The sequence below is a fragment of the Roseateles sp. P2_H4 genome (assembly GCF_056403315.1).
The window spans coordinates 45708-58020 of sequence record NZ_JBFUFR010000033.1 but is presented as its reverse complement, the minus strand read 5'-3'; the positions used below and the strand labels follow the sequence as shown (position 1 = coordinate 58020).

Below are 12313 nucleotides of genomic sequence, written 5' to 3'. Positions count from 1 at the left end.
AATTGGCCTTACCGTATTAACCCGATTAGGCCTAATTCTATGAGTTGGTAAGGCCAATAAGGCCAAAATCGCCGCATGCTCGAACAGCTCAAGCCGGCAGACAGCCGTCGCCTTTATCACCAGATCGCCGATCAACTTCGCGAGCTGATCCGTCAGGGGCGCTTCGGCATCGGCAGCCGGCTGCCGCCGGAGCGCGAGCTGGCCCAGCAGCTTGGCGTGTCGCGCCCGTCGGTGCGCGAGGCGCTGGTGGCGCTGGAGATCGCCGGCTGCGTGGAGGTGCGCATGGGCGCCGGCGTCTATGTGCGCGGCAGCGGTGACTCCGCTGCGACGGCTGGCCTGGGCGAGAGCCCGCTGGAGYTGATGCAGGCCCGGGTGGTGCTCGAAGGCGGGCTGATGCCCCAGGCTTGCGCGCGCGCCACGCAGGAGGGCCTGGCGGCGGTGCGGGAGGCGCTGGACGCAATGCGCGAGGCCATGGCCGCCGGCCGGCCGGCGCTGGACGCGGACCGGCGCTTTCATCTGGCCGTTGCGGCACTGGCGGGCAACTCGGTGGTGGAGCGATTGGTGGGCGAGCTCTTCAACGGGCGCTACAGCCCGATGTCACTGCAGCTCAGTGCGCTGACCGACACCCAGCACAACTGGCAGGACGCGCTGGTCGAGCACGAGCGCATCCTGCAGGCGCTGGCCAACCACGACCCGCTGGCCGCGCAGACGGCGATGCGTGCACATTTGCTGGCGGCGCAGGAGCGCTGGGCCGGCAACCGGCTCGCGTCGAGCTAGGCGGTGGCTCAGGGCAGGGGGACGGCCTCAATCATGGCTCGCACCTGCTCACGCGCGCCACGACCGGCGCCGGCCCGCGGCTGCAGCCGGTGCGCGATGGTCTGCGGCAGGATGCCCTGCACATCGTCGGGCGACACATAGTCGCGCCCCTGCAGCAGGGCCCGCGCCCGCGAGGCGCGCAGCACGGCCAGGCCGGCGCGTGGCGACAGGCCTTCGACGAACCACTGGCCCGAGCGTGTTGCGGCTATCAGCGCCTGCAGATAGTCCAGCAGTGGCGGCGCGGCGTGGATGGCCTTCACGGCGGCTTGCGCCTGCAGCAGCTCGGCTGGCGTCATGAGGGCGCCCAGCGACCGCAGCTGCTCGCGGCTGTCCTGACCGGTCAGCAGCTCGCGCTCGGCGGCGGCATCCGGGTAGCCGAGGGAAATACACATCAGGAAGCGGTCCAACTGCGACTCGGGCAGCGGGAAGGTGCCGAGCTGCTCGCTGGGGTTCTGCGTCGCGATGACGAAGAAGGGCTCGGGCAGCGGGTGGCTGATGCCCTCGATGCTGACCTGGTGCTCCTCCATGGCCTCCAGCAGCGCGCTCTGCGTCTTGGGGCCGGCGCGGTTGATCTCGTCGGCCAGCAGCACCTGGGCGAACACCGGGCCGGGGTGGAAGGCAAAGCCGTTTCTCTCGCGTTCGTAGACGGACACGCCCAGCAGGTCGCTGGGCAGCAGGTCGGCGGTGAATTGCAGGCGCGAGAACTTCAGGCCCAGGGAGATGGCCAGGGCATGGGCCAGCGTCGTCTTGCCGACGCCGGGCAGGTCCTCGATCAGCAGGTGGCCGCCGGCGATCAGGCAGGCCAGGGAATCGGCGATCTGGGCCGGCTTGCCCTTGATGACCGTGCTAATCTGGTTTTGCAGTGCCAGCAGTTGCGCTGCCAGCGTACGTGATGGAGCTTGCGTCATGAGGCTGGACCATAGCAAGAGACAGCCGTTCCTTCATGCCTACCGCTTATTTCAACCCGCCTGAGTGCCGCCGCCACGACATGGGCGAAGGCCACCCCGAATGCCCGGAGCGGCTGGCCGCCATCGACGACTGGCTGATCGCCTCGGGTCTGGGCCAGGCGCTGGAGTATTTCGACGCCCAGCCCGTCGACCTGAAGGACGTGGAGCTGGCCCACACCCACGGCTATGTGACCGAGATCGGTACCCTGCTGCGCGACTGCGCCGAGAAGGGCGAGCACTGCGCCGTCGACCCCGACACCTCGGCCAATGCCCACACCTGGGCCGCCGCCCTGCATGCCGCGGGGGCTGCCGTCCAGGCCACCGACCTCGTCATCGATGGCCGCGCCGACAACGCCTTCTGCTCGGTGCGCCCGCCTGGCCACCACGCCACGCGTGACCAGAGCATGGGCTTCTGCTTCTTCAACAACGTGGCCATCGCGGCCCGCCATGCGCTGGACGTCAAAGGGCTGAAGCGCGTCGCCATCGTCGACTTCGACGTCCACCACGGCAACGGCACCGAGGACATCATTGCCGGCGACGACCGCGTGCTGATGGTCAGCCTCTTCCAGCACCCGCTCTACCCGTACAGCGGCGCGGTCCCCAAGGGCACCAACATGGTCAACGTGCCGCTGCCGGCCTACACGCGCGGCGGCGAGGTGCGCGAGATCGTCGAGGCCATGTGGCTGCCGGCGCTGGAGCGCTTCAAGCCCCAGATGATCTTCATCTCGGCTGGCTTCGACGCCCACCGGGACGACGAGTTGGGCCAGCTCGGCCTTGTCGAGGCCGACTACGAATGGCTGACCCTCAAGATCAAGGCCGTCGCCGAGCGCCATGCCCAGGGCCGCATCGTGTCGGTTCTGGAAGGTGGCTATAACCTTCATGCCCTGGCGCGCAGTGTGGGTGTCCATCTGCGCGTGCTGGCCGATCTGTAAACCTTGCGGGACAGACCGAGCGAGCGAAGCGAGCCGCTCTGTCCCCAACTGACTAAAACTTGCGGGACAGACCGCCCGAGCGAGGCGAGCAGCTCTGTCCCCAACTGACTAGAAATTCCATGCATCAACCTCTCAGCCTGGCCGAGCTCCAGGCCTTACTGACCCGTGTCTTCAGCGCCGATGCGCTCGCCGAATGGGCCTTGCTGCTGGGCTGCCTGGCCCTGGCCGGGCTGCTGAGCTGGGCGCTGTCACGGGCGGTGGCCAGGCGCGACAACAGCGTGCTGTTTGGCGACCGCGTCATCGACGGTGCGCTCTTCCCGCTGCTGGCCCTGGCCCTGGCCTTTGGCGCGCGCCGCCTGCTGCCGCTGTATGGGCTGACGCCGGCCCTGTTCAAGCTGGTATTGCCGGTGCTGGTGTCGCTGGCCGCCATCCGCTTCATTGCTCGCGTGCTGCGCGCCGCCTGGCCCAACTCGACGGCCTTCAAGGCCCTGGAGAAGCTGGGCTCCTGGCTGGTCTGGATAGGCGCGGTGCTGTGGATCACCGGCCTGTGGCCCGTGCTGATGGACGAGCTGGACGACATCGGCTGGAAGTTCGGCACCGTCAAGCTGACGCTGCGCAACCTCATCGAAGGCGGGCTGACGGCGACGCTGGTGCTGGTGCTGGCGTTGTGGATCTCGTCGGCCATCGAGGCCCAGCTGCTGCGCCGCGAGTCGCTGGACCTGTCCATGCGCAAGATCGCGTCCAACGCGATCCGCTCGCTGCTGCTCTTCATCGGCCTGCTGTTCGCGCTGTCGGCCGCCGGCATCGACCTGACCGCTTTGGGCGTGCTCGGCGGCGCGCTGGGCGTGGGCCTGGGTTTTGGCCTGCAGAAGCTGGCGGCCAACTATGTGAGCGGCTTTGTCATCCTGGCCGAGCGCAGCTTGCGCATCGGCGACATGGTCAAGGTCGACGGCTTCGAGGGCCGCGTGACGGACATCAAGACGCGCTACACGGTGATCCGGTCGCTGGGCGGCAAGGAAGCCATCGTGCCCAACGAGATCCTGATCACGCAGCGGGTCGAGAACTCGTCGCTGGCCGACCCGCGGGTGCTGCTGTCGACGATGGTGCAGGTCGATTACGACTGCGACGTCGATGCCGTCATGAAGGCGTTGGCCGCCGCCGTCGTCGAGGTGCCGCGGGTCCTCAGCGACCCGGGTCCCTCGGTGCAGCTGAGCCGCTTTGCCGACAGCGGCATCGAGCTCAGCGTGTTTTTCTGGATCATGGACCCCGAGAACGGCAGCGGCGGCGTGCGCTCGGACGTGAACCTGGCCGTGCTGCACACGCTGCAGCGCCTGGGTGTGGACATCCCCTATCCGCAGCAGGTGCAGCGGCAACCGAAGTCGGCGCCCGACACAGCGCCCTAGTGCGGGTTTTCCCGTCGCGCAACTTGAGGGTGACCCCGCGCGCCGGCTCAGCACAATCGCTGCAGTTCAGCCAGGGAGAACTGTCCATGCGCCTCACCCCCACCGCTTTCTGCCTCCTCCTCGCCGCCGCCACGACCGGCGCCAGCGCGGTGCCGACGGCCATCTCCAACGGGGCTTTTGCGGCGACCTATGTGCGCGACTGCCGCAGCCCGGCCGCCCAGGCCGCCGGCAGCGTGACGCCCGACCGCTGCGAGGCCGCCCTGGACGGTGCCGGCAACCCCATCTTCCGGCCCATCATCGAGCAGAACTCGCAGATGGCCATCGGTGGCACGGCCGCCGCGACGGCCGCCACCAACCCCATCGGCATGCATGGCGGCGAGGCAACCCGCTCCTCCATCGACGCCTCCGGTGCTGCCGGCGTGCTGCTGCTCAAGCAGGGTGCCTTCGCCGGCGAGTACGCGCGTGTGTCCGGCCACTCGCTGGGCCTGCAGAGCTTCCAGTACACGGGCCCCGGCAGCGAAGTGCGCAGCGTGCACAACGTGCTGGACTTCAGCTCCAACGTCGCACCCACGCCCATCCTCGACCTGCCGGGCGATGCCGACCTCGGCACCACCAACGCATCCGTCTACGCCAAGACGCGGGTGACGGTGTTCTCGCTGCTGGCCTCGACCTTCGATTTCGACCCCGACACCGGCTTCGGCTTCGATCCGCAGAGCAGCGGCTTCTGGAGCCAGGCGTCCGGCCGCGCGGACTTCCGCCTCGAAGGCCAGGTGGAGAACCTGGGCATCACGGCCTCGGGCACGGCGACCGACATTGACTTCACCGTCGAGACCGGCCGCTACTACTTCATCGAAAGCTATCTGGGCCTGTGGGCGCGTTTCGGCGGCGAGCTCGACGCCACCCACACCTTCACGAGCACTCTCGGTGAAAAGGACGCGGCCGGCGCCTTCGTTGCCGACCCCAGCGATTTCACGGCGGCGGCCGCGCTGGCCGCGCCCATCATCATCAACGCCGGCAACGTGCCCGAGCCGGCCTCGCTGGCGCTGACCGGCCTGGCGCTCAGCGCGCTGTTCGGCCTGCGCCGCGCTCAGCGGAAGTCGGCGTCCAGCACGACCCGGTAGCGCGCCTTGCCGGAGCGCAGGTGATCGAGGGCGTCGTTGACGCGGCTCATCGCGAAGCGCTCCACCTGCGGCAGGATCTGGTGCCGTGCGGAAAACTCCAGCATGGTCCTGAGGACCGAGGGCGGCGGCGTCGGTGACGCCGACAGGCTCTTCTGCCAGCTCAGCAGGCCACCACTCTTCAGGTTCATCGCGTCGGTGACGACGCCCACCAGGTGCATGCGGCCCTTGGGTGCCAGCGTGGCCAGCAGCGCATCCCAGTTCAGCGCGGCGCCGACGGTGATGAGCAGGAAGTCCAGGCTGCCGGCGGCGGCCTTCAGTTCGGCCTTGTCGACGCTGGACAGGGTCTTGTGGGCGCCCAGGGCCAGCGCCTCGTCGCGCTTGGAGGCGCTGGACGTGAAGGCTGTCACCTCGCAGCCCCAGGCGCGCGCGAACTTGACGGCCAGGTGGCCGAGGCCGCCGATGCCGACGACGCCGACGCGGTCGGTCGGCTTGATGGCGTGCAGCACGAAGGGCAGGAAGACGGTGCCGCCGCCGCACATCAGCGGGCCTGCCGCGGCGGGGTCCAGCGCGTCGGGCAGGGGCACGGCCCAGCTCCAGTGCGAACGCAGCCGGTCGGCGAAGCCACCGTGCCGGCCGATCAGCGTCGGCTGGCGTTTGCCGCACAGGTGCTGCTCACCGCCGAGACAGAAATTGCAGTGCGTGCAGCTGCTGGCATGCCAACCCACGCCGACGCGCTGGCCGATCTGGCGGCCCTTGGCATGGGCGCCCAGGGCCGTGATGCGGCCGACGACCTCGTGGCCGGGCACGACGGGATAGGCGGCCGGGAACCACTCGCTGTCGATCATGGCGAGGTCGGAGTGGCAGATGCCGCAGTGCTCGACCGTGATCTCGACCTCCTCGTCGCCCAGCGGGCCGGGGTCGTAGTCGAAGGGCTGCAGGGCGCCGCCGGGGGAAAGGGCGGCGTAGGCGCGGATGTTGGACATGCGGGTCTCCTTTTATTGCAGCGGGTGGGCCTTGAAGAACTGCCAGATCACGGCGGTCGCATCGACCTCGGTACGGGGCCAGATGTGGCCCATGCCGTCGATGCGCAGCAACCTGACCTCGGCGTCGCCGGTGCAGCCAGCGTAGCGGACCGTCTGCAGCGGCCCGGGCTGGGCATCCTGCACGAGCTTGGGTTGGCAACGGTTGTGGGCCGCCCAGCCGGCCAGGGCTTCGGGCACGCTTTCGACCCATTCGGGGCCGCGGTCGCCGTGGCCTTCGTAGGGGTTGGTCAGGTCGGCCAGGCCGTGCACGGTCAGCACGGGCACGGCGCGCCCCGGGCAGGGGCCCAGCCAGCGCAGCCCGCCCACCGGCGCGATGGCCGCGATGCGGTGGTTGAGCCGGCAGCCCAGCAGCGAGGACATGCGCCCGCCGCCCGAGAAGCCGGTCGAATACACGCGCCTGGCGTCGATGCAGACCTGGGCGGCGATGTGGTCGAGGACGTCGGACACGTACTGCACATCGTCAGCGCGGATGCTGGCCACCGGCACGTTCCAGCGCGATTCCTCGGCCTGCAGCGTGGCGACGGCAAAGCCTTCGCGGGCGGCCAGGGCCTCGAAGCCGCTTTCCCTGGCACGACCGGCAGTCTTGCCGCCGGTGCCATGCAGGTCGAAGACCAGCGGCAGCTGCGTGCGGCCCGCGACGGCGGGAGGGACGAACAGCCGGTAGGTGCGCGTGCGGCCGCCCGACGTCAGTTCGCGCATCTCACCGGCGACCGGCGACAGCGAGCAGGCGACGGCCTGCGCCTGGGCGAGCGGCGACAGGGTGCACAGCAGCGCCAGGACGGCGGCAAATGGGAACAGGCGCACGTGAGAGTCCTCCGAGGGGAGGCCAGCATAAAGCCGCCGTCTACTGCAGCCAGGAGGCGATGAAGAAGCCCAGCACGAATTGCGCGGCCACCGCGCCCAGCGCCAGCGGCACGAGGCTGCGGCGCGGGTAGGCCGGACCGTAGCGCTGCAGCACCGCGCGACTCTGGGGCTGGCCGGCCGTCAGATACCAGGCCGCCGTCAGCAGCGACGTGACGAGCGCCACGCCAGCGGGGTTGAGGGGCCCGTCGGGCCAGCGCGCGACGGCGACCATGGTCGTCAAGGTGGCCGCGGCCAGCAGGCCGAACCAGGCCCAGGTCAAGGCGCCGGCTGCGCGGCCTTGCAGGGCGCGTGCGTTCAGCAGCTGCACACCGGCACCGAAGGCGGGCGTCACGACGAAGAAGCTCAGCAGCGCGGCGATGTCGGGGCTGAAGATGGGCGCGGCGAGCGTCTCGGTGGCGGACCGCGGCGTCGCGTCTTCGCCCGGCAGCTCGTAGTCGCCCGCTCGGTAGGCCGCCAGTGCCTCGTTGGCCGCGGCGACCTGGGCCGCCGGCACCAGCACGCGCACGCCACCCACGGCGGGCGTCAGCCAGTCGTAGGCCTGCAGCAAATGGCCGTCGGTGGTGACGGCGTCCAGGCCGGCCGACTCCAGCACGCCTTTCAGCAGATGCGCCTCGGTCGGCGTCGAGCAGCTCGCGACGGGATGGAAGTCGCCCTCCGGCGCCGGGATGTCAGGCGACGTCATGGCCGTAGACGATGAAGCCCAGGTGTTGCGCGACCTTGTCGTACAGCGCGCGGCCGGCGGCGTTGGTGGTGTGGGTCTGCCAGTAGACGCGCTTCACGCCGGCCTCGCGGGCCGCCGCGTAGACGGCCTCGATCAGCGCGCGGCCGACGCCACGGCCACGGGCCTCGGGCGTGGTGAAGAGGTCCTGCAGATAGCAGGTCAGCTCGATGCGCGTCGTGCTGCGGTGGTAGAGGTAATGCGTGAGGCCGAGCAGGCGGCCGTCTTCGTCGACGGCCACGAAGGCGTGCACCGGCTCGGTGGCGTCGAAGAAGCGTGCCCAGGTCGTTTCGGTGACCTGGGCGGGCAGGGCGGTTTCACCGGCTCGGCCGTAGAAGGCGTTGTAGCCGTCCCAGAGGGGTTGCCAGTCGCTGCGATCAGAAGGTTGGAGGGTGCGGATTTGGATAGGCATCGTGAAGCATTGTGGAGGCGATGCATACATTGCATTCACGATCTGGCGGCAAGATGCACCTCACCCCTCCCCACGAATGACGCTCATGAAGACCCGCCTGTGTTTAAGCCTTCTTTTCGTCGCTGCCGCCGCGAGCGCCCAGCCCCAGGGCGGTCCGCCACCGGGTGGCGAACACCGTGGCCCGCCGCCCGAGGCGCTGGCCGCCTGCAAGACGGCCAAGGCCGGCGCGGACTGCAGCTTCACGCACGAGAGCCGCACGATGAAGGGCAGTTGCTGGGCGCCCGAGGGCCGGCCGTTGGCCTGCCGGCCCAAGGACATGCCGCCGCCCCCGCCGCCGGGCGCTTCGGCACCGCCGCCGAAGCGCTAGGCCTCAGCCTGCGGCGACCGGGATCGCCACGGCCTTGCCCGAGGCGATGCGCTGCTTCCACTCGGCCGGGCCGGTGATGTGGGCGCTGGTACCGTTGGCGTCCACGGCCACGGTGACGGGCATGTCCACCACGTCGAACTCGTAGATGGCTTCCATGCCCATGTCCTCGAAGCCCAGCACCTTGGCGCCCTTGATGGCCTTGCTGACGAGGTAGGCTGAACCGCCCACCGCCATCAGGTAGGCGCTCTTGTGGTTCTTGATGGACTCGATGGCGACGGGGCCGCGCTCGGCCTTGCCGATCATGGCGATGAGGCCGGTCTTGGCCAGCATCATGTCGGTGAACTTGTCCATGCGCGTGGCCGTCGTCGGGCCGGCCGGGCCCACCACTTCGTCGCGCACCGGGTCCACGGGGCCGACGTAGTAGATGACGCGGTTGGTGAAGTCCACCGGCAGCGTCTCACCCTTGGCCAGCATGTCCTGGATGCGCTTGTGCGCGGCGTCGCGGCCGGTCAGCATCTTGCCGTTCAGCAGCAGCGTCTCGCCCGGCTTCCAGCTCGCCACTTCTTCGCGTGTCAGCGCATTCAGGTCGACACGCTTGCTCTTGTTGTAGTCGGGCGCCCAGTTCACGTCGGGCCACAGGTCCAGGCTGGGCGGCTCCAGGTAGGTCGGGCCGCTACCGTCCAGCACGAAGTGCGCATGGCGGGTGGCCGCGCAGTTCGGGATCATCGCGATGGGCTTGCTGGCCGCATGCGTCGGGAAGGTCTTGATCTTCACGTCCAGCACCGTCGTCAGGCCGCCCAGGCCCTGGGCGCCGATGCCCAGCGCGTTGACCTTCTGGTAGAGCTCGATGCGCATTTCCTCGAGCTTGTTCTGCGGCCCGCGCTGCAGCAGCTCGTACATGTCGATGTCTTCCATCAGCGCCTGCTTGGCCAGCAGGGCGGCCTTCTCGGCCGTGCCGCCGACGCCGATGCCCAGCATGCCGGGCGGGCACCAGCCGGCGCCCATGGTCGGGACGGTCTTCAGCACCCAGTCGACGATGTCGTCGCTGGGGTTGAGCATATAGACCTTGCTCTTGTTCTCCGAGCCGCCGCCCTTGGCCGCGACGATGACGTCCACGGTGTTGCCGGGCACCAGCTCCATCTGCACGACGGCGGGCGTGTTGTCCTTGGTGTTCTTGCGCGCAAAGATGGGGTCGTCCAGCACGCTGGCGCGCAGCTTGTTGTCGGGGTTGAGGTAACCCTGGCGCACGCCTTCGTTGACGGCGTCCTCGATGCTGCCCTTGAAGCCTTCCCAGCGCACGTCCATGCCGATCTTCAGGAAGACGTTGACGATGCCGGTGTCCTGGCAGATGGGCCGCTTGCCTTCGGCGCACATGCGGCTGTTGGTGAGGATCTGCGCGATCGCGTCCTTGGCGGCCGGCGAGGCTTCGCTCTCGTAGGCGCGGGCCAGGTGGGCGATGTAGTCGGCCGGGTGGTAGTAGCTGATGTACTGCAGGGCGGCAGCAACGCTGTCGATGAGGTCTTGCTGGCGGATCGTGGTGCTCATGAGGCGGTCCGGAGGTGGGTGGACAAACCCTCCCATTATCGAAGCCCTACTGATGAGAATGGTTCTCATCGAGCCTATGCTGGTGATTCTGTTTTCACGCTTCGGCAACCCCATGACCACCCGACTCGAACGCGACACCTTCGGCCCCATCGAGGTGCCGGCCGACAAGCTGTGGGGCGCGCAGACGCAGCGCTCGCTGCAGAACTTTGACATCTCGGGCGAGCGCCAGGCGCCCGAGCTGATCCGGGCGCTGGCCCGCGTGAAGCGGGCGTCGGCGGTGGTGAACCAGGCGCTGGGCCTGCAGGACGCGAAGAAGACCGAGGCCATCGTGGCGGCGGCCGATGAGGTCATTGGCGGTCAGCATGTCGACGAGTTCCCCCTCGTCGTCTGGCAGACCGGCTCGGGCACGCAGACCAACATGAACGTCAACGAGGTGCTGGCCAACCGCGCCAGCGAGCTGCTGGGCGGCGAGCGCGGCGAGGGGCGGCTGGTGCACCCCAACGACGATGTGAACCGCAGCCAGAGCAGCAACGACGTCTTCCCGACCGCGATGCATGTGGCCGCCGTGCAGGCGCTGACGGAGCGGCTGCTGCCGCCGCTGCGGGCCTTGCGAGAGACGCTGCGGCAGAAGGCCGAGGCGTTTGACGGCATCGTCAAGATCGGCCGCACCCATCTGCAGGATGCGACGCCGCTGACGCTGGGGCAGGAGATCTCGGGCTGGGTGGCGCAACTGGCCCATGGCGAGCGCCATGTGCTGGCGGCGCTGCCGCATCTCCACGAGCTGGCCCTGGGCGGCACGGCCGTCGGCACCGGCCTGAATGCGCCCAAGGGCTATGCGGAGGCCGTGGCGGCCGAACTGGCACGGCTGACCGGCCATCCCTTCGTCACGGCGCCCAACAAGTTCGAGGCCATGGCTTCTTGTGATGCCCTGGTCCATGCCCATGGCGCACTGAAGACGCTGGCCGCCAGCATGAACAAGATCGCCAACGACGTGCGCTGGCTGGCCAGCGGCCCGCGCAGCGGCATCGGCGAGATCAGCATCCCGGAGAACGAGCCGGGTTCGTCCATCATGCCGGGCAAGGTCAACCCGACGCAGAGCGAGGCGGTGACCATGCTGGCCGCCCAGGTCATGGGCAATGACGTGGCCATCAACATTGGCGGTGCGTCGGGCAACTTCGAGCTCAACGTCTTCCGTCCCATGGTCATCCACAACTTCCTGCAGAGCGTGCGCCTGCTGGCGGACGGCATGGCCAGCTTCAACCGGCATTGCGCCGTCGGCATAGCCCCCAACGAGGCGCGCATCGCCGAGCTGGTGGCGCGCTCACTGATGCTGGTGACGGCGCTCAACCCCCACATCGGCTACGACAAGGCCGCCCAGATCGCCAAGAAGGCGCACAAGGATGGCAGCAGCCTGCGGGAGGCCGCGTTGGCGCTCGGCCATGTGACGGCCGAGCAGTTCGACGCCTGGGTGGTGCCAGGTCAGATGGTCGGCCGCTGACTCAGTGCTTGTCGCCGTGGTGGGCGGGCTGTGGCAGCAGCCGGTCCGTCATCGCGATGGCCATGGCCGACAACAGGAAGGCGACGTGGATGATGGTCTGCCACATCAGCGTCTTCTCGGCGTAGTTGTCGGCGTTGATGAAGGTCTTCAGCAGGTGGATGGAGCTGATGCCGATGATGGCCGTGGCCAGCTTGACCTTCAGCACCGAGGCGTTCACATGGCTCAGCCACTCGGGCTGGTCGGGGTGGCCGTCGAGGTCCATGCGCGACACGAAGGTCTCGTAGCCGCCGACGATGACCATGATCAGCAGGTTGGAGATCATGACCACGTCGATCAGCCCGAGGACGACCAGCATCAGCACGGTCTCGTTGAGCTTGACGATGGGCTCGTAGCCCACGATCAGGCCGGCGGCATCCTTGAGCGGCGCGCTCTTGTAGCCGATGCTCTTGACCAGGATCTCCAACGCGTGCTGGTCACCGAAGGCCGCCTCGATGAGATGCACCAGCTCGGTCCAGAACTGGTAGACGTAGACCGCCTGGGCCAGGATCAGCCCGAGGTAGAGCGGCAGCTGCAGCCAGCGGCTGGCGAAGATGAGGCGGGGCAGGGGGCGCAGCGGGGCGGTCATCGGATCCTTCGGGGGCAGGGGA

The 12313-nt window shown here is 68.7% G+C and carries 13 protein-coding genes; 6 read left to right on the top strand and 7 right to left on the bottom strand.

Features of this window, described 5'->3' with window-relative positions:
* Window positions 1-75 precede the first annotated feature (75 nt).
* Complete coding sequence (locus AC1DW3_RS22540; RefSeq protein ID WP_477935083.1) at window positions 76-777, top strand: FadR/GntR family transcriptional regulator; 702 nt, start codon at window positions 76-78, stop codon at window positions 775-777.
* A gap of 8 nt (window positions 778-785) precedes the next feature.
* On the opposite strand, the gene AC1DW3_RS22535 is transcribed toward AC1DW3_RS22540, so the two are convergent.
* Window positions 786-1724, bottom strand: coding sequence for an AAA family ATPase (locus AC1DW3_RS22535; protein WP_477935081.1), 939 nt, complete (start codon window positions 1722-1724; stop codon window positions 786-788).
* Between the two features lie 35 nt (window positions 1725-1759).
* Here AC1DW3_RS22535 and AC1DW3_RS22530 point away from each other — a divergent pair, with 35 nt between their 5' ends.
* The 3 genes from AC1DW3_RS22530 to AC1DW3_RS22520 all read left to right on the top strand — a co-directional run bounded on the left by AC1DW3_RS22530 (window position 1760) and on the right by AC1DW3_RS22520 (window position 5219).
* Window positions 1760-2695: a histone deacetylase family protein gene (locus AC1DW3_RS22530; RefSeq protein WP_477935079.1), complete on the top strand. Its 936-nt coding sequence runs from the start codon at window positions 1760-1762 to the stop codon at window positions 2693-2695.
* A 119-nt stretch (window positions 2696-2814) separates the two neighbouring features.
* Window positions 2815-4098: a mechanosensitive ion channel family protein gene (locus AC1DW3_RS22525; protein WP_477935077.1), complete on the top strand. Its 1284-nt coding sequence runs from the start codon at window positions 2815-2817 to the stop codon at window positions 4096-4098.
* 86 nt (window positions 4099-4184) lie between these two features.
* Complete coding sequence (locus tag AC1DW3_RS22520; RefSeq protein ID WP_477935075.1) at window positions 4185-5219, top strand: PEP-CTERM sorting domain-containing protein; 1035 nt, start codon at window positions 4185-4187, stop codon at window positions 5217-5219.
* Here the strand turns inward: AC1DW3_RS22520 and ahr are convergent.
* From ahr to AC1DW3_RS22500, 4 genes are read right to left on the bottom strand one after another with little or no spacing between them, the layout of a single operon-like run.
* Complete coding sequence (gene ahr / locus AC1DW3_RS22515) at window positions 5186-6202, bottom strand: NADPH-dependent aldehyde reductase Ahr (protein WP_477935073.1); 1017 nt, start codon at window positions 6200-6202, stop codon at window positions 5186-5188. The two genes, AC1DW3_RS22520 and ahr, sit on opposite strands and share 34 nt — an antisense overlap.
* A 12-nt stretch (window positions 6203-6214) precedes the next feature.
* Window positions 6215-7066 carry a CE1 family esterase gene (locus AC1DW3_RS22510; protein WP_477935071.1) on the bottom strand — a complete coding sequence of 284 codons (852 nt, stop codon included), beginning with the start codon at window positions 7064-7066 and terminating at the stop codon, window positions 6215-6217.
* 40 nt (window positions 7067-7106) lie between these two features.
* A complete protein-coding gene (locus tag AC1DW3_RS22505) occupies window positions 7107-7808 on the bottom strand; it encodes a putative signal transducing protein (protein ID WP_477935069.1) in 702 nt (233 codons plus the stop codon).
* Window positions 7795-8256, bottom strand: a complete 462-nt coding sequence (locus tag AC1DW3_RS22500) for an N-acetyltransferase family protein (protein ID WP_477935067.1) — start codon at window positions 8254-8256, stop codon at window positions 7795-7797. The genes AC1DW3_RS22505 and AC1DW3_RS22500 overlap by 14 nt, the downstream gene beginning before the upstream one ends.
* Before the next feature lie 85 nt (window positions 8257-8341).
* Between AC1DW3_RS22500 and AC1DW3_RS22495 the strand changes: the two genes are divergently transcribed.
* Window positions 8342-8623: a hypothetical protein gene (locus AC1DW3_RS22495; RefSeq protein ID WP_477935065.1), complete on the top strand. Its 282-nt coding sequence runs from the start codon at window positions 8342-8344 to the stop codon at window positions 8621-8623.
* 3 nt (window positions 8624-8626) lie between these two features.
* Here the strand turns inward: AC1DW3_RS22495 and AC1DW3_RS22490 are convergent, their stop codons facing one another.
* On the bottom strand, window positions 8627-10168 hold the full coding sequence (locus tag AC1DW3_RS22490) for a fumarate hydratase (protein ID WP_477935063.1): 1542 nt from the start codon (window positions 10166-10168) through the stop codon (window positions 8627-8629).
* A 112-nt stretch (window positions 10169-10280) separates the two neighbouring features.
* Between AC1DW3_RS22490 and fumC the strand changes: the two genes are divergently transcribed.
* On the top strand, window positions 10281-11666 hold the full coding sequence (gene fumC / locus AC1DW3_RS22485) for a class II fumarate hydratase (RefSeq protein WP_477935061.1): 1386 nt from the start codon (window positions 10281-10283) through the stop codon (window positions 11664-11666).
* 1 nt (window position 11667) lies between these two features.
* On the opposite strand, the gene AC1DW3_RS22480 is transcribed toward fumC, so the two are convergent.
* Window positions 11668-12291: a TIGR00645 family protein gene (locus AC1DW3_RS22480; RefSeq protein WP_477935059.1), complete on the bottom strand. Its 624-nt coding sequence runs from the start codon at window positions 12289-12291 to the stop codon at window positions 11668-11670.
* Between the last annotated feature and the right edge of the window lie 22 nt (window positions 12292-12313).